Source organism: Intestinirhabdus alba (genome assembly GCF_009711095.1).
Classification (GTDB): Bacteria; Pseudomonadota; Gammaproteobacteria; order Enterobacterales; family Enterobacteriaceae; genus Intestinirhabdus; species Intestinirhabdus alba.
On the sequence record NZ_WMJZ01000016.1, the window covers coordinates 61079 to 82251 of the forward strand.

The 21173-nt window shown below is 55.8% G+C and carries 22 protein-coding genes, 1 tRNA gene and 2 pseudogenes; 16 read left to right on the forward strand and 9 right to left on the reverse strand.

The window, feature by feature from the left end:
• Positions 1-7: 7 nt before the first annotated feature.
• The 3 genes from frdC to GJV78_RS12650 all read left to right on the forward strand — a co-directional run bounded on the left by frdC (position 8) and on the right by GJV78_RS12650 (position 1408).
• Positions 8-403, forward strand: a complete 396-nt coding sequence (gene frdC, locus GJV78_RS12640; protein ID WP_155108693.1) for a fumarate reductase subunit FrdC — start codon at positions 8-10, stop codon at positions 401-403.
• 10 nt (positions 404-413) lie between these two features.
• The gene (gene frdD, locus GJV78_RS12645; RefSeq protein WP_155108694.1) at positions 414-773 is read left to right on the forward strand and encodes a fumarate reductase subunit FrdD; all 360 of its coding nucleotides are present in this window, start codon (positions 414-416) and stop codon (positions 771-773) included.
• A gap of 104 nt (positions 774-877) precedes the next feature.
• Entirely contained in the window at positions 878-1408 is a 531-nt protein-coding gene (locus GJV78_RS12650; protein WP_155108695.1) for a lipocalin family protein, read from the forward strand.
• Here the strand turns inward: GJV78_RS12650 and sugE are convergent.
• Positions 1405-1722, reverse strand: coding sequence for a quaternary ammonium compound efflux SMR transporter SugE (gene sugE, locus GJV78_RS12655; RefSeq protein WP_155108696.1), 318 nt, complete (start codon positions 1720-1722; stop codon positions 1405-1407). The genes GJV78_RS12650 and sugE overlap by 4 nt on opposite strands.
• Before the next feature lie 257 nt (positions 1723-1979).
• On the opposite strand from sugE, the gene GJV78_RS12660 reads away from it, so the two are divergent.
• Positions 1980-2567: a response regulator transcription factor gene (locus GJV78_RS12660; RefSeq protein WP_155108697.1), complete on the forward strand. Its 588-nt coding sequence runs from the start codon at positions 1980-1982 to the stop codon at positions 2565-2567.
• 33 nt (positions 2568-2600) lie between these two features.
• Here the strand turns inward: GJV78_RS12660 and ecnB are convergent, their stop codons facing one another.
• Complete coding sequence (gene ecnB, locus GJV78_RS12665) at positions 2601-2747, reverse strand: lipoprotein toxin entericidin B (RefSeq protein WP_155108698.1); 147 nt, start codon at positions 2745-2747, stop codon at positions 2601-2603.
• A gap of 550 nt (positions 2748-3297) precedes the next feature.
• The gene (gene efp, locus GJV78_RS12670) at positions 3298-3864 is read right to left on the reverse strand and encodes an elongation factor P (protein WP_155108699.1); all 567 of its coding nucleotides are present in this window, start codon (positions 3862-3864) and stop codon (positions 3298-3300) included.
• A 41-nt stretch (positions 3865-3905) separates the two neighbouring features.
• Between efp and epmB the strand changes: the two genes are divergently transcribed.
• Positions 3906-4934 (forward strand): EF-P beta-lysylation protein EpmB, encoded by a 1029-nt coding sequence (epmB, locus tag GJV78_RS12675; RefSeq protein ID WP_155108700.1) that lies wholly within the window; start codon positions 3906-3908, stop codon positions 4932-4934.
• A 456-nt stretch (positions 4935-5390) separates the two neighbouring features.
• Positions 5391-6248, forward strand: coding sequence for a YjeJ family protein (gene yjeJ, locus GJV78_RS12680; protein ID WP_155108701.1), 858 nt, complete (start codon positions 5391-5393; stop codon positions 6246-6248).
• Between the two features lie 36 nt (positions 6249-6284).
• On the opposite strand, the gene GJV78_RS12685 is transcribed toward yjeJ, so the two are convergent.
• From GJV78_RS12685 to GJV78_RS12695, 3 genes are all read right to left on the reverse strand, one after another.
• Complete coding sequence (locus tag GJV78_RS12685; RefSeq protein WP_155108702.1) at positions 6285-6641, reverse strand: DUF4156 domain-containing protein; 357 nt, start codon at positions 6639-6641, stop codon at positions 6285-6287.
• Positions 6642-6896: 255 nt separating this feature from the next.
• Positions 6897-8543 (reverse strand): chaperonin GroEL, encoded by a 1647-nt coding sequence (gene groL, locus GJV78_RS12690; RefSeq protein WP_155108703.1) that lies wholly within the window; start codon positions 8541-8543, stop codon positions 6897-6899.
• A 44-nt stretch (positions 8544-8587) separates the two neighbouring features.
• A complete protein-coding gene (locus tag GJV78_RS12695) occupies positions 8588-8881 on the reverse strand; it encodes a co-chaperone GroES (RefSeq protein WP_155108704.1) in 294 nt (97 codons plus the stop codon).
• A gap of 273 nt (positions 8882-9154) precedes the next feature.
• On the opposite strand from GJV78_RS12695, the gene yjeH reads away from it, so the two are divergent.
• A complete protein-coding gene (gene yjeH / locus GJV78_RS12700) occupies positions 9155-10393 on the forward strand; it encodes an L-methionine/branched-chain amino acid transporter (RefSeq protein WP_155108705.1) in 1239 nt (412 codons plus the stop codon).
• Positions 10394-10424: 31 nt separating this feature from the next.
• Here the strand turns inward: yjeH and GJV78_RS12705 are convergent, their stop codons facing one another.
• Positions 10425-10901, reverse strand: coding sequence for an FxsA family protein (locus tag GJV78_RS12705; protein ID WP_155108706.1), 477 nt, complete (start codon positions 10899-10901; stop codon positions 10425-10427).
• A gap of 336 nt (positions 10902-11237) precedes the next feature.
• Between GJV78_RS12705 and aspA the strand changes: the two genes are divergently transcribed.
• From aspA to GJV78_RS23625, 9 genes and pseudogenes are all read left to right on the forward strand, one after another.
• On the forward strand, positions 11238-12674 hold the full coding sequence (aspA, locus tag GJV78_RS12710; RefSeq protein ID WP_155108707.1) for an aspartate ammonia-lyase: 1437 nt from the start codon (positions 11238-11240) through the stop codon (positions 12672-12674).
• Between the two features lie 113 nt (positions 12675-12787).
• Positions 12788-14089 carry an anaerobic C4-dicarboxylate transporter gene (locus tag GJV78_RS12715; protein WP_155108708.1) on the forward strand — a complete coding sequence of 434 codons (1302 nt, stop codon included), beginning with the start codon at positions 12788-12790 and terminating at the stop codon, positions 14087-14089.
• A gap of 122 nt (positions 14090-14211) precedes the next feature.
• On the forward strand, positions 14212-14559 hold the full coding sequence (gene cutA, locus GJV78_RS12720; RefSeq protein ID WP_155108709.1) for a divalent cation tolerance protein CutA: 348 nt from the start codon (positions 14212-14214) through the stop codon (positions 14557-14559).
• Complete coding sequence (locus GJV78_RS12725; protein WP_155108710.1) at positions 14535-16244, forward strand: protein-disulfide reductase DsbD; 1710 nt, start codon at positions 14535-14537, stop codon at positions 16242-16244. The genes cutA and GJV78_RS12725 overlap by 25 nt, the downstream gene beginning before the upstream one ends.
• A gap of 36 nt (positions 16245-16280) precedes the next feature.
• Positions 16281-16856, forward strand: a complete 576-nt coding sequence (locus tag GJV78_RS12730) for a transcriptional regulator (RefSeq protein ID WP_167519545.1) — start codon at positions 16281-16283, stop codon at positions 16854-16856.
• Between the two features lie 67 nt (positions 16857-16923).
• The gene (locus GJV78_RS12735) at positions 16924-18972 is read left to right on the forward strand and encodes a DUF1176 domain-containing protein (RefSeq protein WP_155108712.1); all 2049 of its coding nucleotides are present in this window, start codon (positions 16924-16926) and stop codon (positions 18970-18972) included.
• Between the two features lie 103 nt (positions 18973-19075).
• Positions 19076-19151, forward strand: a tRNA-Phe gene (locus tag GJV78_RS12740).
• Between the two features lie 162 nt (positions 19152-19313).
• Positions 19314-19571, forward strand: a pseudogene (locus tag GJV78_RS12745) (Arm DNA-binding domain-containing protein); the annotation flags it as partial.
• Position 19572: 1 nt separating this feature from the next.
• Positions 19573-19923, forward strand: a pseudogene (locus GJV78_RS23625) (nucleotidyl transferase AbiEii/AbiGii toxin family protein); the annotation flags it as partial.
• Positions 19924-20308: 385 nt separating this feature from the next.
• Here GJV78_RS23625 and GJV78_RS12750 read toward each other — a convergent pair.
• Together GJV78_RS12750 and GJV78_RS12755 are read right to left on the reverse strand one after the other, a co-directional pair.
• The gene (locus GJV78_RS12750; protein WP_167519546.1) at positions 20309-20800 is read right to left on the reverse strand and encodes a GNAT family N-acetyltransferase; all 492 of its coding nucleotides are present in this window, start codon (positions 20798-20800) and stop codon (positions 20309-20311) included.
• On the reverse strand, positions 20797-21090 hold the full coding sequence (locus GJV78_RS12755) for a type II toxin-antitoxin system TacA family antitoxin (protein WP_079772475.1): 294 nt from the start codon (positions 21088-21090) through the stop codon (positions 20797-20799). Before GJV78_RS12755 ends, GJV78_RS12750 begins: the two co-directional genes overlap by 4 nt.
• Positions 21091-21173 lie beyond the last annotated feature (83 nt).

The window sequence follows — 21173 nt, forward strand, 5'->3', positions numbered from 1 at the left end:
GTGCAACATGACGACTAAACGCAAACCCTATGTGCGGCCGATGACGTCCACCTGGTGGAAGAAACTGCCGTTCTATCGTTTCTACATGCTGCGCGAGGGCACAGCGGTTCTGGCGGTCTGGTTCAGCATCGAGCTGATTTTCGGCCTGTTCGCCCTCAAGCACGGCCCGGAATCCTGGGCTGGCTTCGTCGGTTTCCTGCAAAATCCGGTGGTGGTGATCCTGAATGCGATCGCCCTTGGGGCAGCGCTGCTGCATACCAAAACCTGGTTCGAGCTGGCACCGAAAGCGGCCAACATCATCGTGAAAGACGAAAAAATGGGACCAGAGCCAATGATCAAAGGCCTCTGGGTGGTTACTGCGGTTGTCACCGTGGTTATTTTGTACGTTGCCCTGTACTGGTAAGGAGTCCGGGATGATTAATCCAAATCCAAAACGCTCTGACGAACCCGTATTCTGGGGCCTGTTTGGCGCGGGCGGTATGTGGAGCGCGATCGTTGCACCCGCCGTGGTTCTGCTGATAGGGATTCTGCTGCCGCTGGGGCTGTTTCCGGGCGATGCCCTGAGCTATGAGCGCATCCTGGCGTTTACCCAGAGCTTTATCGGCCGCCTGTTCCTGTTCCTGACGATCGTTCTGCCCCTGTGGTGCGGTTTACACCGTATGCACCACGCCATGCATGATCTGAAGATCCACGTGCCGGCGGGCAAATGGGTCTTCTACGGCCTGGCAGCGATTCTGACCGTCGTTAGCGTAATCGGTATTCTCACCGTTTAAATATCCTGCCCTCTTCGAGCAGAAGAGGGCATTTTTCCCCCGCTCGCCGCCCATTTCACCGTCAGGTTCTACACTTAGGTAAAAAAACACCTGAGGATGAATCTATGCGTCTACTCCCCATCGTTGCCGTCGTTACCGCCGCATTTCTGGTTGTCGCCTGTAGTAACCCCACCCCGCCGAAGGGCGTCACCGTAGTCAATAACTTTGATGCCAAACGCTATCTCGGCACCTGGTATGAAATCGCCCGTCTGGATCACCGCTTCGAGCGCGGCCTTGAAAACGTGACCGCTACCTACAGCCTGCGGGACGACGGCGGCATCACCGTGATCAATAAAGGCTATAACCCGGATCGGGGGATGTGGCAGGAGACAGAAGGGAAAGCCTGGTTTACCGGCGACCCCGACCGCGCGGCGCTGAAGGTGTCGTTCTTTGGGCCTTTCTACGGCGGGTATAACATCATCGCGCTCGACAAAGCGTATAGCCATGCGCTGGTCTGCGGCCCGAATCGCGATTACCTGTGGATACTGTCACGCACGCCGACGATCTCCGAAGAGGTAAAACAGCAAATGCTGGCCGTCGCGATCCGGGAAGGGTTTGACGTTAATAAACTGATCTGGGTAAAGCAGACCCGTTAATGGGCGCTAAGCTTCAGGCCGATAATGCCCACCACAATTAGCGCGAGGCTCGCCAGGCGCATCGGCGCTGCCGATTCGCCAAGCAGCAGGATCCCGGCAATTGCGGCTCCGACTGCGCCGATCCCCGTCCAGACGGCGTAGGCGGTGCCCACGGGCAGGGTTTTCATCGCCCAGGCAAGCAGCGCCATACTGACAATCATCGCGGCGACGGTAATCGCGCTGGGTACCAGGCGGCTGAAGCCGTGGGTATATTTCAGACCAATGGCCCATACGACTTCCAGCAAACCGGCAATAAGTAAAACGATCCAGGACATAGCTGACTCCGGAGAAATGGGGTCGTCCCCGGTAAAAAGAAGCGTTTACGGGTCGTCCCGTAAAGCGAAGGATTGAGCCTCTATTTTGCTTATCACGACGAAAATTTCAATATTTTTGGTCAATATCGAGTAAAAGGCGGAATTAGCCCCGTTTCTCAGCGCACTTTGCGCCTTCAACATTCATTCGGCTTATTTATGATGGAACCGCTTTCTGTAAACAGGAAGCGATAATCCTCACCTCTGCATACGAAAGGTTTATGCTGAAAATATTAGTGATCGATCGCTGCCATTTTACCCGCACCGGGTTAAAGGCCTGGCTTAGCTATTCTGAGCTGTGCGGCTCAACCTTTCTGGTTTCAGAACTCAATAATCTGGCGCTGGCGAAAGAGCATATCCTGCAGTGGAAACCTCAGCTGATTATCGCTGATTTATCCGGTTTCCCGGGCAACGACGGCTCCGCTCAGTATGCGGCACCCTTTTTTGCCGCCTGCGGTACACGTCCGCTAATTTTATTACACGCGGACCATGCTAAAGAAGAGCAGCGCTACCCGGCCCATGCCCTGCTGTCCAAACGGATCCCGCTGCCGGAGCTGTCAAAACGTATTGTTGAGGTGCTGCGCGCCCGGCCTGCCGAAGAGTCGCCCGGCACCGCCGCGCCGCTGTTAACCCCTCAGGAAGCGCATGTGCTAACGATGTGGATGGAAGGGGTAAGCCATAGCGCTATCGCGCGTACGCTGGGGATTCGCGAGAAGACCGTCTATACCTATAAGCGCAATATTCGTATGAAGCTGCATATCGATAACCGCTTCTCGCCCTTTCTGGCGCAGGCCAGAGAGAGAAATTAACGGCACGACAGAAGCGCCGTACCGTTTTGAGCCTTACTGTTGTGCTCTGGTCGCTGCGCCTGAAATTGCGCTACCGCCGTCAGAGATATCCTCACCGACGCCGCGCGTGGTATTACATGCGGTCAGCACCGAGGAAAGTACCAAAACAGAAAAGATCGCTGCAATTGTTTTCTTAACCATAACGTCTTCCTTTTCCAGCCAATGTTATTTAAGTAGCAACTTAATCATAGACAAGATCTTAAAAAATGACGGGGCATTGAAAATTTTTAGGACGACGAGAAGATGCCGGCCGGCGGCGTGAGAAATGGCGTTGCCAGAACGGCGGTTGTTCCCCTCTCTTTGCACAAAGAGTTACGCCCGAACGGTGACGCGGCGAAGAGAAAAATTAGTGCGGCAGAATAAAGAAAATGCTCCCCGTTTTCGTCCGGCACGCGCATGTCGCTGCCGGGCTTCTGAAGCGCGCACATCGCAGGATTAACGTTGAAAAACGACGTCAAGCCGCCGGATTGTCTTAGGCAGCCAGCGCGCGGCTAATTTGTTAGCCGAACCGCCGCAGGCTGTCTTCGAAGAGAGACGGGAGCGCCCCGTTGCTCTCACCGGCGCGTCGCGAACGACGTAACCGGAGAATCCGTCAAACGGAGTTGAATGCGTCAAGCGGCGATCCGTAAGGGCAGGACCCAGGGCTGCCCCTGAGCAATCTGCCGCCTGAAGCCTGACGGCTATCGCAGGTTTATTTTACGCGGGATACATATTCGCCGGAGCGGGTATCAACCTTGATCACTTCGCCAATCTGGACGAATAGCGGTACTTTAACCACGGCACCGGTAGACAGCGTTGCCGGCTTGCCGCCCGTCCCTGCGGTATCGCCTTTCAGACCCGGATCGGTATCGACGATTTCCAGCTCAACAAAGTTCGGCGGGGTCACGGAGATCGGCTGGCCGTTCCACAGGGTCACGATGCACTCGGCCTGATCCAGCAGCCATTTGGCGCTGTCGCCAATGGCTTTCGCGTCTGCAGAGAGCTGTTCAAAGGTTTCGTTGTTCATGAAGTGCCAGAACTCACCGTCGGTGTACAGGTAGGTCAGGTTCATATCGACAACGTCAGCGCCTTCAGCGGAGTCGGTGGATTTGAAGGTTTTCTCAACGCGGGTGCCGGTCAGCAGACGACGCAGCTTAACGCGCGCAAACGCCTGGCCTTTGCCCGGCTTTACGAACTCGCTGGATTCAACCGCATAAGGTTCGCCGTCCAACATGATTTTAAGACCGGAACGGAAATCGTTGCTATAGTAAGTCGCCATAAGGCCCTCTGAAAATTGTTAACTGGTAGCTAAGCCACAAAATGGCGCATATTGTAACCCTAAATCCCCCATCCAGAGAAGATTGGTTAGCGCAACTTGCCGATGTTGTGACCGATCCCAACGAACTCCTGCAAATTCTCAATATAGACGCAGATGAAAAACTCCTCGCCGGGCGCGACGCAAAGCGCCTGTTTGCCCTGCGCGTGCCGCGCGCGTTTATCGCGCGCATGGAAAAAGGGAACCCCGACGATCCCTTGCTGCGCCAGGTGCTGACCTCCCGGGATGAATTTATCGCCGCCCCCGGATTTTCCACCGACCCGCTGGACGAGCAGCAAAGCGTCGTACCGGGGCTGCTGCACAAATACCACAACCGGGCGCTGCTGCTGGTGAAGGGCGGCTGCGCGGTCAACTGCCGCTACTGCTTCCGCCGCCACTTCCCCTATGCGGAAAACCAGGGCAACAAGCGTAACTGGCAGCAGGCGCTGAGCTATATCGCCGCCCATCCGGAACTGGACGAAATTATTTTTTCCGGCGGCGATCCGCTTATGGCCAAAGATCGCGAACTGGAGTGGCTGATGACGCAGCTGGAGGCGATTCCCCACGTTAAGCGGCTGCGTATTCACAGCCGTCTGCCGATCGTCATTCCCGCGCGGATCACCGACGATCTGGCGGCGCGCTTTGCGCGATCCTCCCTGCAGATCCTGCTGGTCAACCATATTAACCACGCCAGGGAGATCGATAACTCGTTTCGCCAGGCAATGGCGAAGCTGCGTCAGGCAGGGGTAACCCTTCTGAATCAGAGCGTACTGCTGCGCGGCGTTAACGATAACGCGCAAACGCTGGCAGACCTGAGCAATGCGCTATTTGACGCCGGGGTGATGCCCTATTATCTGCACGTTCTGGACCGGGTGCAGGGCGCTGCGCACTTTATGGTCGGGGACGATGAAGCACGGCGGATTGTCAGCGAACTGCTGGGCCTGGTGTCGGGCTACCTGGTACCTCGTCTGGCGCGTGAGATTGGCGGAGAGCCGAGCAAGACGCCCCTCGATTTAGGCTTAAAGCAGCGCTAGCCAACGGCCTGCGTGCGTAGCCAGCCCGAACTGGCTGCGCATCTGCCCCGCTATGCTCATTTATTTTGCAGGCTTCTGCTTGACTGCGGCGCGCCTGGCGCTATGCCGGGCGCTGGCGGTCCAAAACTATGCGGATAAAGATTGATAAATTTTATATAACTTACGATTTTATTCTTTCAATAAATTACTCCGCACATCTGTCCGAAAACGGACTTCCTGTTTTTTGGTGCCGCAACGACACTATGTTAACGTCATCGGCTCTGGCTATACCCGTCATACTTCAAGCTGCAGGACAACATGCAGAGCGTGTTGATCAGCCCCAGCGCAGGCCCCGAAGGGGTGAGACCCTGTGGCCAAATAAAGCCAACGCACATGCAGCCCGACGTAGGCCGGGTATCAACTTCCGGTTATAAACTCGCTATACACAGCAATTAAGCATGGTTATGGAGAACCTGAATGTCATTAAAAATAAAAGGTGTTAACACGGGCGTCATTCGTAAAAAAGACCAGTTTATCGCGCTGGCGCTGAAAGTCCGCCAGCCGCGCAATAAAGAGTCCCTGTTCTTCTTCCCGCTTCTCGCGTTGAAAGACCTGCTAATTTGTATTGAAAGCCGCTTTAGCCTCCACAACCAACTTGATGAGAAATCAAAAGAAAAGATCAACAAAGCGGGGGAAGCTGCAGGTAAGAAAATGCGCGCAGAAATCCCCGCTTTTTCTGAAGATGAGTTGAAAAACGCGGACGTGGGGCTGCGGGTCAACGCGGTGTCGTTGCAGGAAGAGACAGAAAAAGGCCTGTCCGTCACCCTGACGCTGGAGAAAGGCGAAAGCGTTACGATGAATATTGACGACGCCCAGCTCACGCTTATCGTGCAGGCAATCATTCAGGCTCTTAATAATGCAGAAATGTCCGGCATTATTGAAAGCGTCTCTTCCATTCTCGACTTTTTACCGCTATACGACGCCGACTGCCTGCGGGATGGCAACCTGGAATTTGATACTTATCAGCACCCGCAGTGGAAATATGGCTTATTCAACCATTATTTAGCGGTTATTTATAAGTATAAGGATGAACAGGGGAAAGAGCAGACCTGCGGTAGCGTGATCAAAACCCGGACGCCGTCCGATACAGAGCAGGCGCAAAGTATTTCACAGCGTCTGCTGCGCTTCAGCCCGCGGCTGCGTAAGCTGCAAAAGCAGTCCTGTCAGGTTTTTATCAGAACGTTGACGACGGATAAAGCCACGTCTCTTACGCAGGAACAGTGCCTGCGGGTGCTGCACCAGCTGCGCGTTCAATCCGTCGCGCCGCAGGCGTAACGAAAAGAACCCCTGGCGGGGTTCACTTTACTATTATCAGTTCGGGCATTTATAAACCTGGCCAATGATTTCACTGTCCGTGGGGATAAAGCTGGATAACAGACTTTGTGTCGGGCTGCTGGCACCGTAGATCACATTGCCGCCCATGGCCGCCGCCCGGTTACGCAGATCGTTCGCCGCACCGCGCATGGAGCCACCCTCTTCGCCATGCTGGCCCGCAAGCCAGTTGCTCTGCCTGCCGGAGACGGTGCCGAGCAGCTGGCACTCTGCGCCGGGTTTTTCCTGCATAAAACGCACTCCCTGTCCACCCGCCGTCAGCTCATTGCTGGAGCTACACCCCGCCATGAGCAGCGTGGTGCCGACAACCATCCCTGCCAGATATTTCACGTGCATGTTATTCCCCATTATCAATGCGCTGGACGAACATACGTCCGCGTGAGGATCTTATACTAAAAAGAGAACCAAAAGAAAAACCCCCGGCGATTTCTGCCCGGGGGTTTCTCAATTCTGGGAGATAAACACCCAAATCATTCTGGTTGCAGGAAGGCGGCAAGGTTGTTAATCCCCAGGAGCTTACTCAAGTAAGTGACTGGGGTTAGCAAACGCAGCCAACGCATCTGCAGCCTGAAGGATGCAGGGTGTGGGCAATTACATCATGCCGCCCATGCCGCCCATACCACCCATACCGCCGGCAGCACCTAAGTCAGGCGCATCGCTTTTCGGCAGATCGGTCACCATGCACTCGGTGGTGATCATCAGACCGGCAACGGAGGCCGCGTACTGCAGAGCAGAACGGGTCACTTTGGTCGGATCCAGGATACCCATATCGATCATGTTGCCGTACTCTTCGGTCGCCGCGTTATAGCCGTAGTTGCCGTCGCCGCCTTTAACGGTGTTCGCGACCACGGACGGCTCTTCGCCGCAGTTCAGGACGATCTGACGCAGCGGTGCTTCCATCGCGCGCAGCGCAACTTTAATACCCACGTTCTGGTCTTCGTTCTGACCTTTCAGTTCAGAAAGTTTGCTTGCCACGCGGATCAGCGCTACGCCGCCGCCGGCAACCACGCCCTCTTCAACCGCTGCGCGGGTGGCGTGCAGAGCATCTTCAACGCGCGCTTTTTTCTCTTTCATTTCAACTTCGGTAGCCGCACCGACTTTGATTACCGCTACGCCGCCTGCCAGTTTTGCTACGCGCTCCTGCAGTTTTTCACGATCGTAGTCAGAGGTTGCTTCTTCGATCTGCTGACGAATCTGCGTTACACGACCCTGAATTGCCGCTTCTTCGCCCACGCCGTCAATGATGGTGGTGGTATCTTTGTTGATAACCACACGCTTCGCCTGACCCAGGTCTTCCAGGGTCGCTTTTTCCAGCTCCATACCGATCTCTTCAGAGATAACGGTACCGGCGGTCAGGGTAGCGATATCCTGCAGCATCGCTTTACGGCGATCGCCAAAGCCCGGCGCTTTAACCGCAGCAACTTTCACGATGCCGCGCATGGTGTTAACCACCAGGGTCGCCAGCGCTTCGCCTTCAACATCTTCAGCGATGATCAGCAGCGGTTTGCCTGCTTTCGCAACGGCTTCCAGAACCGGCAGCATTTCACGAATGTTGGAGATTTTCTTATCAGCCAGCAGGATGAACGGGCTTTCCAGCTCAACGGCACCGGTTTCCGGCTTGTTGATGAAGTACGGAGAGAGGTAGCCACGGTCGAACTGCATACCTTCAACCACGTCCAGCTCGTCCTGCAGGCCGGTGCCGTCTTCAACGGTGATAACGCCTTCTTTACCGACTTTATCCATCGCTTCCGCGATCAGTTTACCTACGGTTTCGTCGGAGTTAGCGGAGATGGTGCCGACCTGAGCAATCGCTTTGGAGTCGGAGCACGGGACGGACAGCGCTTTCAGCTCTTCAACCGCCGCAGCCACGGCTTTGTCGATACCACGCTTCAGATCCATCGGATTCATGCCCGCCGCAACGGCTTTCAGGCCTTCGGTAATGATGGACTGGGCCAGCACGGTGGCGGTGGTGGTGCCGTCGCCCGCCGCGTCGTTCGCTTTGGAGGCCACTTCTTTCACCATCTGTGCGCCCATGTTTTCGAACTTATCTTCCAGCTCGATTTCACGCGCTACGGAAACACCATCTTTAGTGATGGTCGGTGCACCGAAAGATTTATCCAGAACCACGTTACGACCTTTCGGGCCGAGGGTAACTTTCACTGCATCTGCCAGTACGTTTACGCCGCGCAGCATTTTCACACGAGCGTCGTTACCGAATTTTACGTCTTTAGCTGCCATTTTCTCTTTCCCTTAAATTCGTATGTTTCAGTGTCGTTCGCGGATTACGCTTCAACGATAGCCAGAATGTCGCTTTCGGACATGATCAACACTTCTTCATTGTCGATCTTCTCAGACTTCACGCCGTAGCCATCGTTGAAAATAACAGTGTCGCCGACCTTCACGTCCAGCGGCTGAACGGTCCCATTTTCCAGGATGCGGCCCTTACCGACAGCGATGATTTCGCCACGAGTTGACTTACCCGCTGCGGAGCCGGTCAATACGATGCCGCCAGCAGATTTGGATTCAACTTCTTTACGTTTGACGATCACACGATCATGTAACGGACGAATGCTCATTGATAGCTCTCCTTTAAGAAGGTCTTTATCAGTTATGGGTGACGCCGGCCCGTTAACGGTTTCCCGGCTGGTGACCTGAGAAATGGGGATGGGGTTTTCCCCCTTCAAGGGGAGATACGAAAAAAAATTCACTTTGGGGTAAAAACGTACAAAAACGTTACTTACATCACATTTTTTCCCCTTTCAGAGGGCGGACTGCCTCGCCGATGGGTTGTGATACCATCAGAAAATCGCGCAATGGCCTGCCGTTCAGGCGTCAATGGATAACAACTTATGAGTGGACTAAAACAAGAGCTGGGGCTGGCTCAGGGCATTGGCCTGTTGTCGACCTCGTTACTGGGAACCGGGGTCTTCGCCGTTCCGGCGTTGGCCGCCCTCGTGGCCGGCAACAACAGCCTGTGGGCATGGCCGGTGCTGATTGTTTTAGTTTTTCCCGTGGCGATTGTTTTTGCGCTGTTAGGCCGACACTATCCCAGCGCCGGCGGCGTGGCGCATTTTGTCGGTCTGGCCTTCGGCCCGCGTCTGGAACGGGTCACCGGCTGGCTGTTTTTGTCGGTGATCCCCGTGGGGCTCCCCGCCGCGCTGCATATCGCCGCCGGATTTGGCCAGGCCATGTTTGGCTGGCACGACGGGCAACTGCTGCTGGCGGAGCTGAGCACCCTGGCGCTGGTGTGGTATATCGGCTTGCGCGATGCCCGCTCCAGCGCCAACCTGCAGACCCTGATTGCCGGATTCATCGTCGCGCTGATTGTCGCTATCTGGTGGGCGGGCGGCCTTAAGCCCGCGCAGATCCCCTTCCCTGCACCGGGCGACGTTGAGGTCTCCCGGCTGTTCTCCGCGCTATCGGTGATGTTCTGGTGCTTTGTTGGCCTGGAGGCTTTCGCGCACCTGGCCTCGGAGTTCAGGCAACCCGAACGTGATTTTCCCCGGGCGCTGATCGTTGGCCTGCTGCTGGCGGGAGCCGTGTACTGGGGCTGCACCGTGGCGGTGCTGCATTTTGAAGCGTACGGTGAAAGGATGGCGGCGGCGGCCTCGCTGCCGGAAATCGTGGTGCGCCTGTTCGGGCCAGGCGCGCTGTGGGTCGCCTGCACGATCGGTTATCTGGCCTGCTTTGCCAGCCTCAACATCTATATACAGAGCTTCGCCCGTCTGGTCTGGTCCCAGGCGCAGCTCCGGCCGGATGGTTATCTGGCGCGGCTGTCCGCACGCCACGTTCCCCGCAACGCATTGCACGCCGTGCTGGCCTGCTGCGTCATCAGCTCGCTGGGCGTTTATGCGCTGAAGATCAATCTGGATGCGCTGATCGTCTACGCCAACGGTATCTTTATTATGATCTATCTGCTGTGCATGCTGGCGGGATGCCGTCTGCTGCAGGGGCGTTACCGGGCGCTGGCGGCGCTCGGCGGGGTGCTGTGCCTGCTGCTGCTGGCGATGGTCGGCTGGAAGAGCCTGTACGCCATTATGATGCTGGGGGCGCTATGGCTGCTGTTACCCGGACGCCGGACGCGCTAGCGTTTCCGGCCCGGCGAAGGGGGCGTCGGGGTTAATCCCGACGGTCGTCCTTATGTTCAATACGATCGCGATCGTCTTCCTTGCGCTGGAATTCGCCGTCAAAGGTTTCGCCGCCGCCGGTTCCGGCGCTGAAACCACCGCCCGGCATCCGGGAAAAACGCAGATGCGGCAGCAGCTTCAGGGTCAGATGCTTCTGCACCGGCGGCAGTAGAAGCAGCAGTCCGAGGAGGTCGGTAAGAAAGCCGGGCAGCAGCAGTAGCAGGCCGGCGATGATCAACGACACGCTTTTCACCATCTCCGCCGCCGGGCTCTCACCCGCCGCCATTTTCTGCTGCATCAGCAGGAAGTTCTTAAATCCCTGGTTGCGCACCAGCGACATGCCGATAACCGAGGTAAAGATCACCAGAATCAGGGTCATCAGGACGCCGAGCACGTGGGCAACCTGAATAAAGATAGAAATCTCCACGTAAACATAGAGAAAGACAGCAAGTAACGGTATCCAGCGCAAAGGATCCTCCTGTAAACGACCGCCGCATCATCCGCCGCGGTCTGCATAGTGTGCAATTAGCATCTAACGGATATTGCGCTGATTAGCAAAATTTCAAGCTGTTTGTACACTTACTGGCGCGAATAATTCTGAAGCAGTGACCAGATTCACAAAATAACAATTAAGAGGTATTGACTGGCATTTTCAGTGATCCAGATTACGGCAGAAAATCTCCTACAGAATATCATCTCGCTCAACAGGCTAAATCACGGGGTAATCGTCGGCCACAAAACGTTCAACGCCACATATATCCTGTGTTTTAGTCCGGTCATTAGCAGCTTAAAAAAGAAGGTTCACATGTTAAATAACATTCGTATCGAAGAAGATTTGTTGGGCACCAGGGAAGTTCCGGCCGATGCCTATTACGGTGTTCATACTCTGAGAGCGATTGAAAACTTCTACATCAGCAACAGCAAAATCAGCGATATTCCTGAGTTTGTACGCGGTATGGTTATGGTGAAGAAGGCCGCTGCTCTGGCCAACAGGGAGCTGCGGACCATTCCTAAAAACGTAGCGAATGCCATTATTGCCGCCTGTGATGAAGTTCTGAATAACGGCAAGTGCATGGACCAGTTCCCGGTAGACGTTTACCAGGGCGGCGCGGGCACCTCCGTTAACATGAACACCAACGAAGTGCTGGCCAATATCGGGCTGGAGCTGATGGGCCACCAGAAAGGCGAATATCAGTACCTGAACCCGAACGACCATGTGAATAAGTGCCAGTCCACCAATGACGCCTACCCGACCGGTTTCCGCATCGCGGTTTACGCCTCCATCGTTAAGCTGATTGACGCCATCAACCAGCTGCGCGAAGGCTTTGAGCGCAAGGCCACTGAATTCCAGGACATCCTGAAAATGGGCCGTACCCAGCTGCAGGATGCGGTGCCGATGACCCTGGGCCAGGAGTTCCGCGCTTTCGCTATTCTGCTGAAAGAAGAAGTGAAGAACATTGAGCGTACCGCAGATCTGCTGCTGGAGGTTAACCTCGGCGCGACGGCGATCGGCACCGGTCTGAACACGCCGAAAGAGTATTCTCCGCTGGCGGTACAGAAGCTGGCTGAAGTGACCGGCTTTGCCTGCGTCCCGGCCGAAGACCTGATTGAAGCGACCTCCGATTGCGGCGCTTACGTTATGGTACACAGCGCGCTGAAGCGTCTGGCCGTGAAGATGTCTAAAATCTGTAACGACCTGCGCCTGCTCTCCTCCGGTCCGCGCGCCGGCCTGAACGAAATCAACCTGCCGGAACTGCAGGCGGGTTCCTCCATCATGCCGGCAAAAGTGAACCCGGTTGTGCCGGAAGTGGTCAACCAGGTGTGCTTCAAGGTCATCGGTAACGACACCACCGTTACCATGGCGGCGGAAGCCGGTCAGCTGCAGCTGAACGTGATGGAGCCGGTAATTGGTCAGGCGATGTTTGAATCCATTCATATCCTGAGCAACGCCTGCTACAACCTGCTGGAAAAATGCGTTAACGGCATTACCGCCAATAAAGAGGTGTGCGAAGGTTATGTTTATAACTCTATCGGCATCGTTACCTACCTCAACCCGTTCATCGGCCACCACAACGGCGACATCGTTGGTAAGATCTGCGCCGAAACCGGTAAGAGCGTGCGTGAGGTCGTGCTGGAACGCGGCCTGTTGACGGAAGCCGAGCTGGACGATATTTTCTCCGTTCAGAACCTGATGCACCCGGCTTATAAAGCTAAACGCTATACTGATGAAAGCGAACAGTAACCGTACAGGTTAGACCCACAGAAGGCACGTCAGATGACGTGCCTTTTTTCTTATAACAAGTTACCAAATAACAACAAATTAATATCAACTGCTAAACAACAGAGAAGGCGAATATGATAGTTGTCGAACTTATCATTGTTTTGTTGGCGATCTTTTTAGGCGCCAGGCTTGGAGGCATAGGGATTGGATTCGCGGGCGGGCTGGGCGTTCTGGTACTTGCCGCTATCGGTGTCAAACCCGGTACTATCCCGTTCGATGTGATCTCCATCATCATGGCGGTCATCGCGGCGATCTCCGCCATGCAGATCGCAGGCGGTCTGGACTACCTGGTTAGCCAGGCGGAAAAACTGCTGCGCCGGAACCCGAAATACATCACCATCCTCGCACCGATCGTCACTTATTTTCTGACCATCTTTGCGGGCACCGGCAACATCTCGCTGGCCACCCTGCCGGTTATCGCTGAAGTGGCGAAAGAGCAAGGCATCAAGCCCTGCCGCCCGCTCTCCACGGCGGTGGTTTCCGCGCAGATCGCCATTACCGCCTCGCCGATCTCTGCGGCGGTGGTCTATATGTCGTCAGTGATGGAAGGCCACGGCATCAGCTATATCCACCTGCTTTCGGTGGTGATCCCGTCCACGCTGCTGGCGGTGCTGGTAATGTCCTTCCTGGTCACCATGCTGTTCAACTCCAGACTGTCTGACGATCCGGTTTACCGCAAGCGCCTTGAAGAGGGCCTGGTTTCCCTGCGCGGGGAAAAGCAGATTGAAGTTAAACCGATGGCCAAAACCTCCGTCTGGCTATTTCTGCTGGGCGTGGTCTGCGTGGTGGTTTACGCCATTATCAACAGCCCGAGCCTCGGCCTGGTCGCTAAGCCGCTGATGAACACCACCAACGCGATTCTGATCATCATGCTGAGCGTCGCCACCCTGACCACCATTATTTGCAAGGTAGAAACTGACGCCATCCTTAACTCCAGCACCTTTAAGGCGGGCATGAGCGCCTGTATCTGTATTCTGGGCGTGGCATGGCTGGGGGACACCTTCGTTTCCGCCAACATCGACTGGATCAAAGAGACAGCGGGCAGCGTCGTTCAGGGCCATCCGTGGCTGCTGGCGGTGATCTTCTTCTTCGCCTCCGCGCTGCTCTACTCCCAGGCGGCAACCGCCAAGGCGCTGATGCCGATGGCGCTGGCGCTGAACGTCTCTCCGCTGACGGCGGTGGCCTCCTTCGCCGCGGTTTCCGGCCTGTTTATTCTGCCAACCTACCCGACGCTGGTCGCGGCGGTGCAGATGGATGACACCGGCACCACCCGAATCGGCAAGTTCGTCTTTAACCATCCGTTCTTTATTCCGGGCACCCTGGCGGTTGTTCTCGCCGTCTGCTTCGGCTTCCTGCTGGGCAGCTTTATGCTGTAAGCGCTTTTGCGGGGCGCTGCTGCGTCCCGCCTCTCCGCCCTCCGCTTCGACTAACGTATCCCCTCCCTTCCGTTGTATAGTGACCCCTCTTTTCAGGGTTAATTTTTTCTTTCGAGGTGTTTATGCTTGATGTAAAGAGTCAGGATATGCTCACCCCCGATACCGTGGTGGTGCTCTGCACCGCGCCGGATGAAGCCACGGCCCAGGAGCTGGCGGCCAAAGCGCTGGCGGAAAAACTGGCCGCCTGCGCCACGCTTCTGCCCGGCGCGACGTCGCTCTACTACTGGGAAGGCAGGCTGGAGCAGGAGTACGAAGTACAGATGATTTTAAAAACATCCTCCGCGCACCAGCAGGCGCTGCTCGACTGCCTGAAAGCCCACCATCCGTACCAAACACCTGAACTTTTAGTCCTACCCGCCACTCACGGAGACACTGATTACCTCTCATGGCTCAACGCATCCTTACGCTGATCCTGCTGCTGTGCAGCACCACCGCCGCGGCCGGATTATTTGACGCCCCCGGCCGTTCGACGTTTGTCCCGGCCGACCAGGCGTTTACCTTCGACTTTCAGCAGCATCAGCAGCAGCTCAACCTCATCTGGCAGGTCAAGGACGGCTATTACCTGTACCGCAAACAGATCCGCATCACGCCGGCCCACGCAGCCATAGCCGAAGTACAGCTGCCGGCAGGCGAACCGCATGAAGATGAATTTTACGGCAAGAGCGAGATCTATCGCGGCCGCCTTAGCGTTCCGGTTACCGTTAGCCAGGCCGCCGCTGGCGCAACGCTGACGGTGACGTACCAGGGCTGCGCCGACGCCGGCTTTTGCTATCCGCCGGAGAGCAAAACCGTGCCGCTGAGTGCGGTGGTCGCCGGCGAGGCGGCGCAGGCCGCGGCAACGCCTGACGCCGCGCCGTCGCAGGAGACGTCGCGCCCCGCCCCGGCCCTGCCCTTCTCCGCGCTGTGGGCGCTGCTGATTGGCATCGGCATTGCTTTCACCCCCTGCGTGCTGCCGATGTATCCGCTGATTTCCGGGATCGTGCTGGGGGGCAGACAGCGCCTCTCTACCGGCCGGGCGCTGCTGCTGGCCTTTATTTATGTACAGGGGATGGCGCTTACCTATACCGCACTTGGGCTGGTGGTGGCCGCGGCCGGAATGCAGTTCCAGGCCGCCCTGCAGCATCCGTACGTGCTCATTGGGCTGGCGGCCGCGTTTACCCTGCTGGCCCTGTCAATGTTTGGCCTGTTCACCCTGCAGCTCCCTTCGGCCCTGCAGACGCGCCTGACCCTGATAAGCAACCGCCAGCAGGGCGGCTCTTCCGGCGGCGTATTCGCTATGGGAGCCATTGCCGGGCTTATCTGCTCACCGTGCACCACCGCGCCGCTGAGCGCCATTTTGCTGTACATCGCCCAGAGTGGAAATCTGTGGCTGGGCGGCGGTACGCTCTATCTTTATGCGCTGGGCATGGGCCTGCCGCTGATTCTGGTGGCCGTCTTCGGCAACCGCCTGCTGCCGAAAAGCGGCCCGTGGATGGCGCACGTTAAAACGGCGTTCGGCTTTGTCATCCTTGCGCTGCCGGTGTTCCTGCTGGAGCGGGTGACGGGAGAGACGTGGGGACTGCGCCTGTGGTCACTGCTCGGCGTCGCCTTCTTTAGCTGGGGATTTATCATCAGCCTGCAGGCCAGGCGCGCGTGGCTGCGTATTGTGCAGATCGCTCTGCTGACGGCGGCGCTGGTCAGCGTCCGGCCGCTGCAGGAGTGGGCCTTCGGTGCTCCGGCCGCCCAGACCAGGGCGCAGCTCAGCTTTACGCCGGTGGCCACGGTTGAACAGCTTCAGCAGGCGCTGGCGCAGGCCAACGGCAGGCCGGTGATGCTGGATCTCTACGCCGACTGGTGCGTGGCCTGTAAAGAATTTGAGAAGTATACCTTCAGCGATCCGCAGGTGCGCGCAGCGCTGGGCAACACGGTGCTGCTGCAGGCCAACGTCACCGCCAACAGCGCGCAGGACGTGGCGCTGCTGCAGCATCTGCAGGTGCTGGGTCTGCCAACTATTCTGTTCTTCGACGCACAGGGAAAGGAGCATCCGCAGGCGCGGGTAACGGGATTTATGGACGCCGCGGCCTTCAGCGCTCATTTGCGCGATCGTCAGCCGTGAGCGACACTGTCAGGGGAAAAGACGGAGGAAAACAGCGTGCAACGTGAAGATGTTCTGGAAGAAGCTCTGAAACTATTAGAAATTCAAGGGATTGCCAACACAACCCTTGAGGCCGTGGCCGAGCGCGTGGCTTTTCCGCTCGACGAGCTGCAGCGCTTCTGGCCGGATAAAGAGGCGATCCTCTACGACGTGCTGCGCTATCTGAGCCAGCAGGTAGAGATCTGGCGGCGTCAACTCCTGCTCAACGACGCCCTGACCACCGAACAGAAGCTGCTGGCGCGCTACGGCGCGCTGGCGGAGTGCGTCAATAATCATCGCTATCCCGGCTGCCTGTTCGTGGCGGCCTGCACCTTTTATCCCGAGCCTGACCACCCTATCCATCAGTTGGCCGATCGGCAAAAGCGCGCTGCCCACGATTTTACGCATGAGCTGCTGACCACCCTTGAGATTGACGATCCGGCGATGGTCGCCAGGCAGATGGAGCTGGTGCTGGAAGGCTGCCTGAGCCGAATGCTGGTCAACCGCAGCCTGGACGACGTCGAGACCGCCCAGCGGCTGGCGGAAGATATTCTGCGCTTTGCCCTGTGTCGTAAAGCCGGGGCGCTGTCCTGATTCAGATATCGTTCCCCCCATTAACCGCATATAATTTCGCCAACACCGGCCCGATAAAAGGAATTATATGCGTCTTCTTCCCTGCGCCTTAGCGGCGATTTTTTTCTCCGCTCCGCTTTTTGCGGCCCCCTTAAGCGGTTTTTCATTTGCCCATAAAGACTGGGAGGTTGTCTGTGACAATACGGGAACCTGCCGGGCTGCGGGATATGGAACGCATACAGGGGAAGTTAGCGTTCTGCTGACCCGTCGGGCGGGGCCTGGGCAGGAAGTGAAGGGCGTCGTGACGTTTGCCCAAACGCAGGCTCCGCTTCAGAACGGTGCCAGGGTAGAGTTATTTATCGACGATCGGAGCAATAAAACGTTAACCGCAAAGGATGCAGAACACTTCCGTTTTGACCACAGGCAGCTTTCCGCCTTAATCCAGGCGCTGACGCACGATCGGAAAATTGAAATTTCCCTTAACGGGGAACGTAAAACCCTCTCCAGCGCAGGTGCCAACGCCGTTTTTTTGAAAATCGATGAATATCAGCAGCGTATCGGGACGCGAAACGCGCTATTGCGCAAAGGGGAAGCAGGAGATGAGCATGTCCTGCAAGCGTCTCCTGCTCCGGTCATCTTGACCGCGCCGGTTATTCTTTCAGCCGACGAGTCTCCCCTGACGCCGGAACAGCGGCAAAAAATAGCGCCCAAAATCGCGGCACAGAGCGCTGAGTGTGAGGATCTGGAAAATCCGCCTCAGCTTACGCTAACCAGACTGGACAAAACCCATTCACTGCTTAAAGGCATGTGCTGGCGCGCCGCCTACAATATGGGATACGCCCTATGGCTCGTTGATAACGGGCTCAGCGCCACGCCGCAGCTGGTGACCACCGACGCCATCCATTATGCCGACGGCAAGATAACCTTTTATAACAAGGGGCGCGGTATGGCCGATTGCGTCAGCGGAGAGGAGTGGGTATGGGACGGCAAATCGTTTGTTCGTAGCCTGGCATACCGCACGGGCGATTGTCGGGAAATTACGTCGGGTGGCACCTGGATGCTGCCAGAATTTGTCAGCCGGACGGAGCCTCGTAACGCAAAAGAGACGGACGCCACCGCATTAAAACTGTTGCAATACGCCATTACCGAACAGCAAAAAACCACTCCTCAACTCGATCTCCACAAAATCATCGAGCAGTTTCCGCTAACTGGCCAGATAACGGCTTTCGACCTCTCTTACGCTGAAGGCTCCCCTCAACCTGCAACAAAACCCTCTGATGATATTAGCAACGACGAATGGCTGGCGTTTTCCCAATCAGCCATCAGCGCTGAATCAGAGCATGGTCAGGTGAGCTTTGTGTTGGTTGATCTGGATAATGACGGTAAACGCGATCTGATTATTAACAGCTATGCTGGCGGCACGGGACTCTTCAGCTATACCGGCGTGCTCAGGCGCAGCGGGGGCAAATTTTTGCCCGTTGTTGAAGATAACGACGACTTCGGCGTCACCGGGGCGCTATTTTCAGAAAACGGGCGCGGTGCTAATCAATGGGGGCAATGGGTACGGATTAACGGACAGGTTTACGCCCTCTGGTTCAACGGCGTATTTGGCGAAGATAATGTGTATCTGCTGCGTCCGTTCAGCGCGGACGACAAGGTGCCGGTGATAACCATCCGTTATCGTTATGCGTTTAATACCATTGATACCGCGCAAGAGGAATACGCAGCCCTCCCCGCGCTGAACGAAAAGGACAAATCTGCTTTATTAAAGACGCTGGAGACAATGCAGGACCGTCTGCTTAAGGATCTACCGCCAGACCAGCCTGCTACCGCCATCTGTCCGATTCCAAAGGGCACTTCAGCAGAAGAAGCGGAAAGATACTATAGCGGCGTCGCCGGCCATTACACGATTGAGACCGTTGCCTTGATTCCCGTCTGGTTGCATGAACAGTGCTATATTGGCACCGTATTCAGCCATTACGGCTTTTATAGTGCCGGTGTGGATGCAACAGTTGTCCTCAAATCCCCCAGAGAAGAGGAGGATATCATCGGCAGCTATGCGATCTCTGGTTTACGCTATGTGTCCTCGATAAAAAGCAGCCGGGCGTACCGGGAAGGCGACAATGGCGTCATGTGATCGCCGGATTGCGCCTGAATCGCCGTAAAGTTAAGCAACCGGACGATAAAACGAGAAATTTGGTTGACGGGAGGGGGCAGATTACGGTTTAATGCGCCCCGTTGCCCGGATAGCTCAGTCGGTAGAGCAGCGGATTGAAAATCCGCGTGTCCCTGGTTCGATTCCGGGTCCGGGCACCAAAATTTAGTTTCATGGCGTTCTTATAAGTCCTGAAACGGCAGAAAATCAGTAAGTTAAAGAAACCTGATGGTACTAAAAAGTTCCGTCAGGTTTTTTGACATCCAGAGTTTTTGGGGCTTAATTGGGGGCCCGTTGGTTCGATAAACTCTGGAGTCCCCGCTATGCCACTCACCGATACCGCCATCCGCAATGCAAAGCCGCTCGATGAACTATATAAACAGGGCTTATACCTGCTGATAAAACCCAACGGCTCTAAACTCTGGCAACTTAAGTACCGCTTTGGCGGCAAGGAGAAGAAGCTGGCGTTAGGCGCTTACCCGACCGTTACGCTGGCGAATGCGCGTAAGCTGCGTGAAGAGGCTCGCGCCGTACTCAGCGCAGGCGGCGATCCGGGGGTGAAAAAGCAGCAGGAAAAGCAGCCCCATTGCCGAGCTGCTGGCACCAAACTGGGATACAGCACGGATCGCTACCCTGTACGCACAGGAATTTTCAGGCATGACACAGCAGGAAACAGCGCTGTGCTCCCTTTTATCAGTAACGACTTTGCTACCGCAGGCGTTGAAGTCGCACCTTACGGATCGGGATCGCCAGTTTTTGCTCAGCTATAAGCAAAATACCCCTGACTGGTCGCTGTATCGCTATACTGAAATTCAACACCTACCTGCTATTCGCTGGAAGCTGCGTAATCTGGCGGTACTGAAGGATAAGAATCCGGCCAAATATGCAGCGGCGGTAAGCAAATTAGAGGGGGTTCTGGCGCAGTATTTTTAGCTCTGGTTCTGAGGGATTGAATTGAACCATGATGTTTGGTTGTCTCAACGGCCTCATGGCTATATCTCAAAAACTGATGAAAATATTTATGTAATTCAATAAATAATGATCAACACTGTCAAATATTATCTCAAAAGTGCCTAATCCGGCATATCAACTTACAGCTCAGTGCAGGGGTAACGAATCAATGACCTTCCCCCTGCAAACACTACTCATATGCCCATACCAAGTATCTTCTTATAACAGACCGCACCTGGATGTTAATTTCCCATAAAATCATAGAGAAAGTTTATACCCCCTATGTAAGGAATCTTACATCAACATACTTAGCTTTTGAGGGTTAAGTGGTGTTTTTGTTGTTATAGTATTACTAAATGACCGTTTTTCAGATAGCACTTCCCACTAAATTCCCCAATGTTACCATCAGCATCATCGGATCCATCGGCGACGGTTCAAACCCCACACGCAGGTAAAACTCCCGCGCCTCATCCGACAGGGCGTGAACCAGCATCCCGCGAATGCCGATAGTCTCCGCCACCTGAATTACCCGCAGCCCAGCGTCGCGCACCAGTGCTCGGCCAACGCCCTGCCCATGCAGTGATTGATCTACCGCCAGGCGGCCCAACACCACAACAGGGATCGGATCGGGCATATTACGGCGAAAACGGCCGGGCGCAGTATTTGTCGTCACTGCACTGGATGCTAGCGAGTAGTACGCCACCACCTTAGCATCGTCACAGCAGACAAATGTACGGGACGCACCAGTAACCTGATTTTTCATCGCCCGCTGTTTCAGCCAGTTATCCATCGAATCCACGCCACAGCAGAATGGAGTAAGAATATGCCCGGCGTGAAGCGGTTCTGGTGCGGAGATCACTTTTCCTGCTCCCACGGCGCAGGAGTCTGCATAGTTTTACGCAATGCGGCATTGGGCGCAGGAGCCTGATCCAGACGAGCGAGAAATTCCTGATAAGCCTGCGGATCGGCCATAATGATGCGTTGCTCGATCAGCGCTTCCTCTGCGGCAGCGCGGGCGGCCTCCAGCACAAAGTCAGTGCGGTTTTTCCCTCTGGCTTTCGCCGCCCGATCGATAAGATCGCGCTCGGTGGGTTTGATGCGCAAGTTCAGGGTTTCACGTTTCATCGCCATACTGTTTGCGGCTGGCATGGTGTTGTCCTCTTGTATTTCTGTGGATATTAAGTATACAACATGCGTAACGCAGATGTCATTACGATAAATTTAGAAGGAAT

Excerpts from the sequence above, each read along its gene's own strand:
- frdC (WP_155108693.1), top strand. The coding sequence starts at position 8 with ATGACGACTAAACGCAAACCCTATGTGCGGCCGATGACGTCCACCTGG.
- frdD (WP_155108694.1), top strand. The coding sequence starts at position 414 with ATGATTAATCCAAATCCAAAACGCTCTGACGAACCCGTATTCTGGGGC.
- GJV78_RS12650 (WP_155108695.1), top strand. The coding sequence starts at position 878 with ATGCGTCTACTCCCCATCGTTGCCGTCGTTACCGCCGCATTTCTGGTT.
- sugE (WP_155108696.1), bottom strand. The coding sequence starts at position 1,722 with ATGTCCTGGATCGTTTTACTTATTGCCGGTTTGCTGGAAGTCGTATGG.
- GJV78_RS12660 (WP_155108697.1), top strand. The coding sequence starts at position 1,980 with ATGCTGAAAATATTAGTGATCGATCGCTGCCATTTTACCCGCACCGGG.
- ecnB (WP_155108698.1), bottom strand. The coding sequence starts at position 2,747 with ATGGTTAAGAAAACAATTGCAGCGATCTTTTCTGTTTTGGTACTTTCC.
- efp (WP_155108699.1), bottom strand. The coding sequence starts at position 3,864 with ATGGCGACTTACTATAGCAACGATTTCCGTTCCGGTCTTAAAATCATG.
- epmB (WP_155108700.1), top strand. The coding sequence starts at position 3,906 with ATGGCGCATATTGTAACCCTAAATCCCCCATCCAGAGAAGATTGGTTA.
- yjeJ (WP_155108701.1), top strand. The coding sequence starts at position 5,391 with ATGTCATTAAAAATAAAAGGTGTTAACACGGGCGTCATTCGTAAAAAA.
- GJV78_RS12685 (WP_155108702.1), bottom strand. The coding sequence starts at position 6,641 with ATGCACGTGAAATATCTGGCAGGGATGGTTGTCGGCACCACGCTGCTC.
- groL (WP_155108703.1), bottom strand. The coding sequence starts at position 8,543 with ATGGCAGCTAAAGACGTAAAATTCGGTAACGACGCTCGTGTGAAAATG.
- GJV78_RS12695 (WP_155108704.1), bottom strand. The coding sequence starts at position 8,881 with ATGAGCATTCGTCCGTTACATGATCGTGTGATCGTCAAACGTAAAGAA.
- yjeH (WP_155108705.1), top strand. The coding sequence starts at position 9,155 with ATGAGTGGACTAAAACAAGAGCTGGGGCTGGCTCAGGGCATTGGCCTG.
- aspA (WP_155108707.1), top strand. The coding sequence starts at position 11,238 with ATGTTAAATAACATTCGTATCGAAGAAGATTTGTTGGGCACCAGGGAA.
- GJV78_RS12715 (WP_155108708.1), top strand. The coding sequence starts at position 12,788 with ATGATAGTTGTCGAACTTATCATTGTTTTGTTGGCGATCTTTTTAGGC.
- cutA (WP_155108709.1), top strand. The coding sequence starts at position 14,212 with ATGCTTGATGTAAAGAGTCAGGATATGCTCACCCCCGATACCGTGGTG.
- GJV78_RS12725 (WP_155108710.1), top strand. The coding sequence starts at position 14,535 with ATGGCTCAACGCATCCTTACGCTGATCCTGCTGCTGTGCAGCACCACC.
- GJV78_RS12735 (WP_155108712.1), top strand. The coding sequence starts at position 16,924 with ATGCGTCTTCTTCCCTGCGCCTTAGCGGCGATTTTTTTCTCCGCTCCG.
- GJV78_RS12755 (WP_079772475.1), bottom strand. The coding sequence starts at position 21,090 with ATGCCAGCCGCAAACAGTATGGCGATGAAACGTGAAACCCTGAACTTG.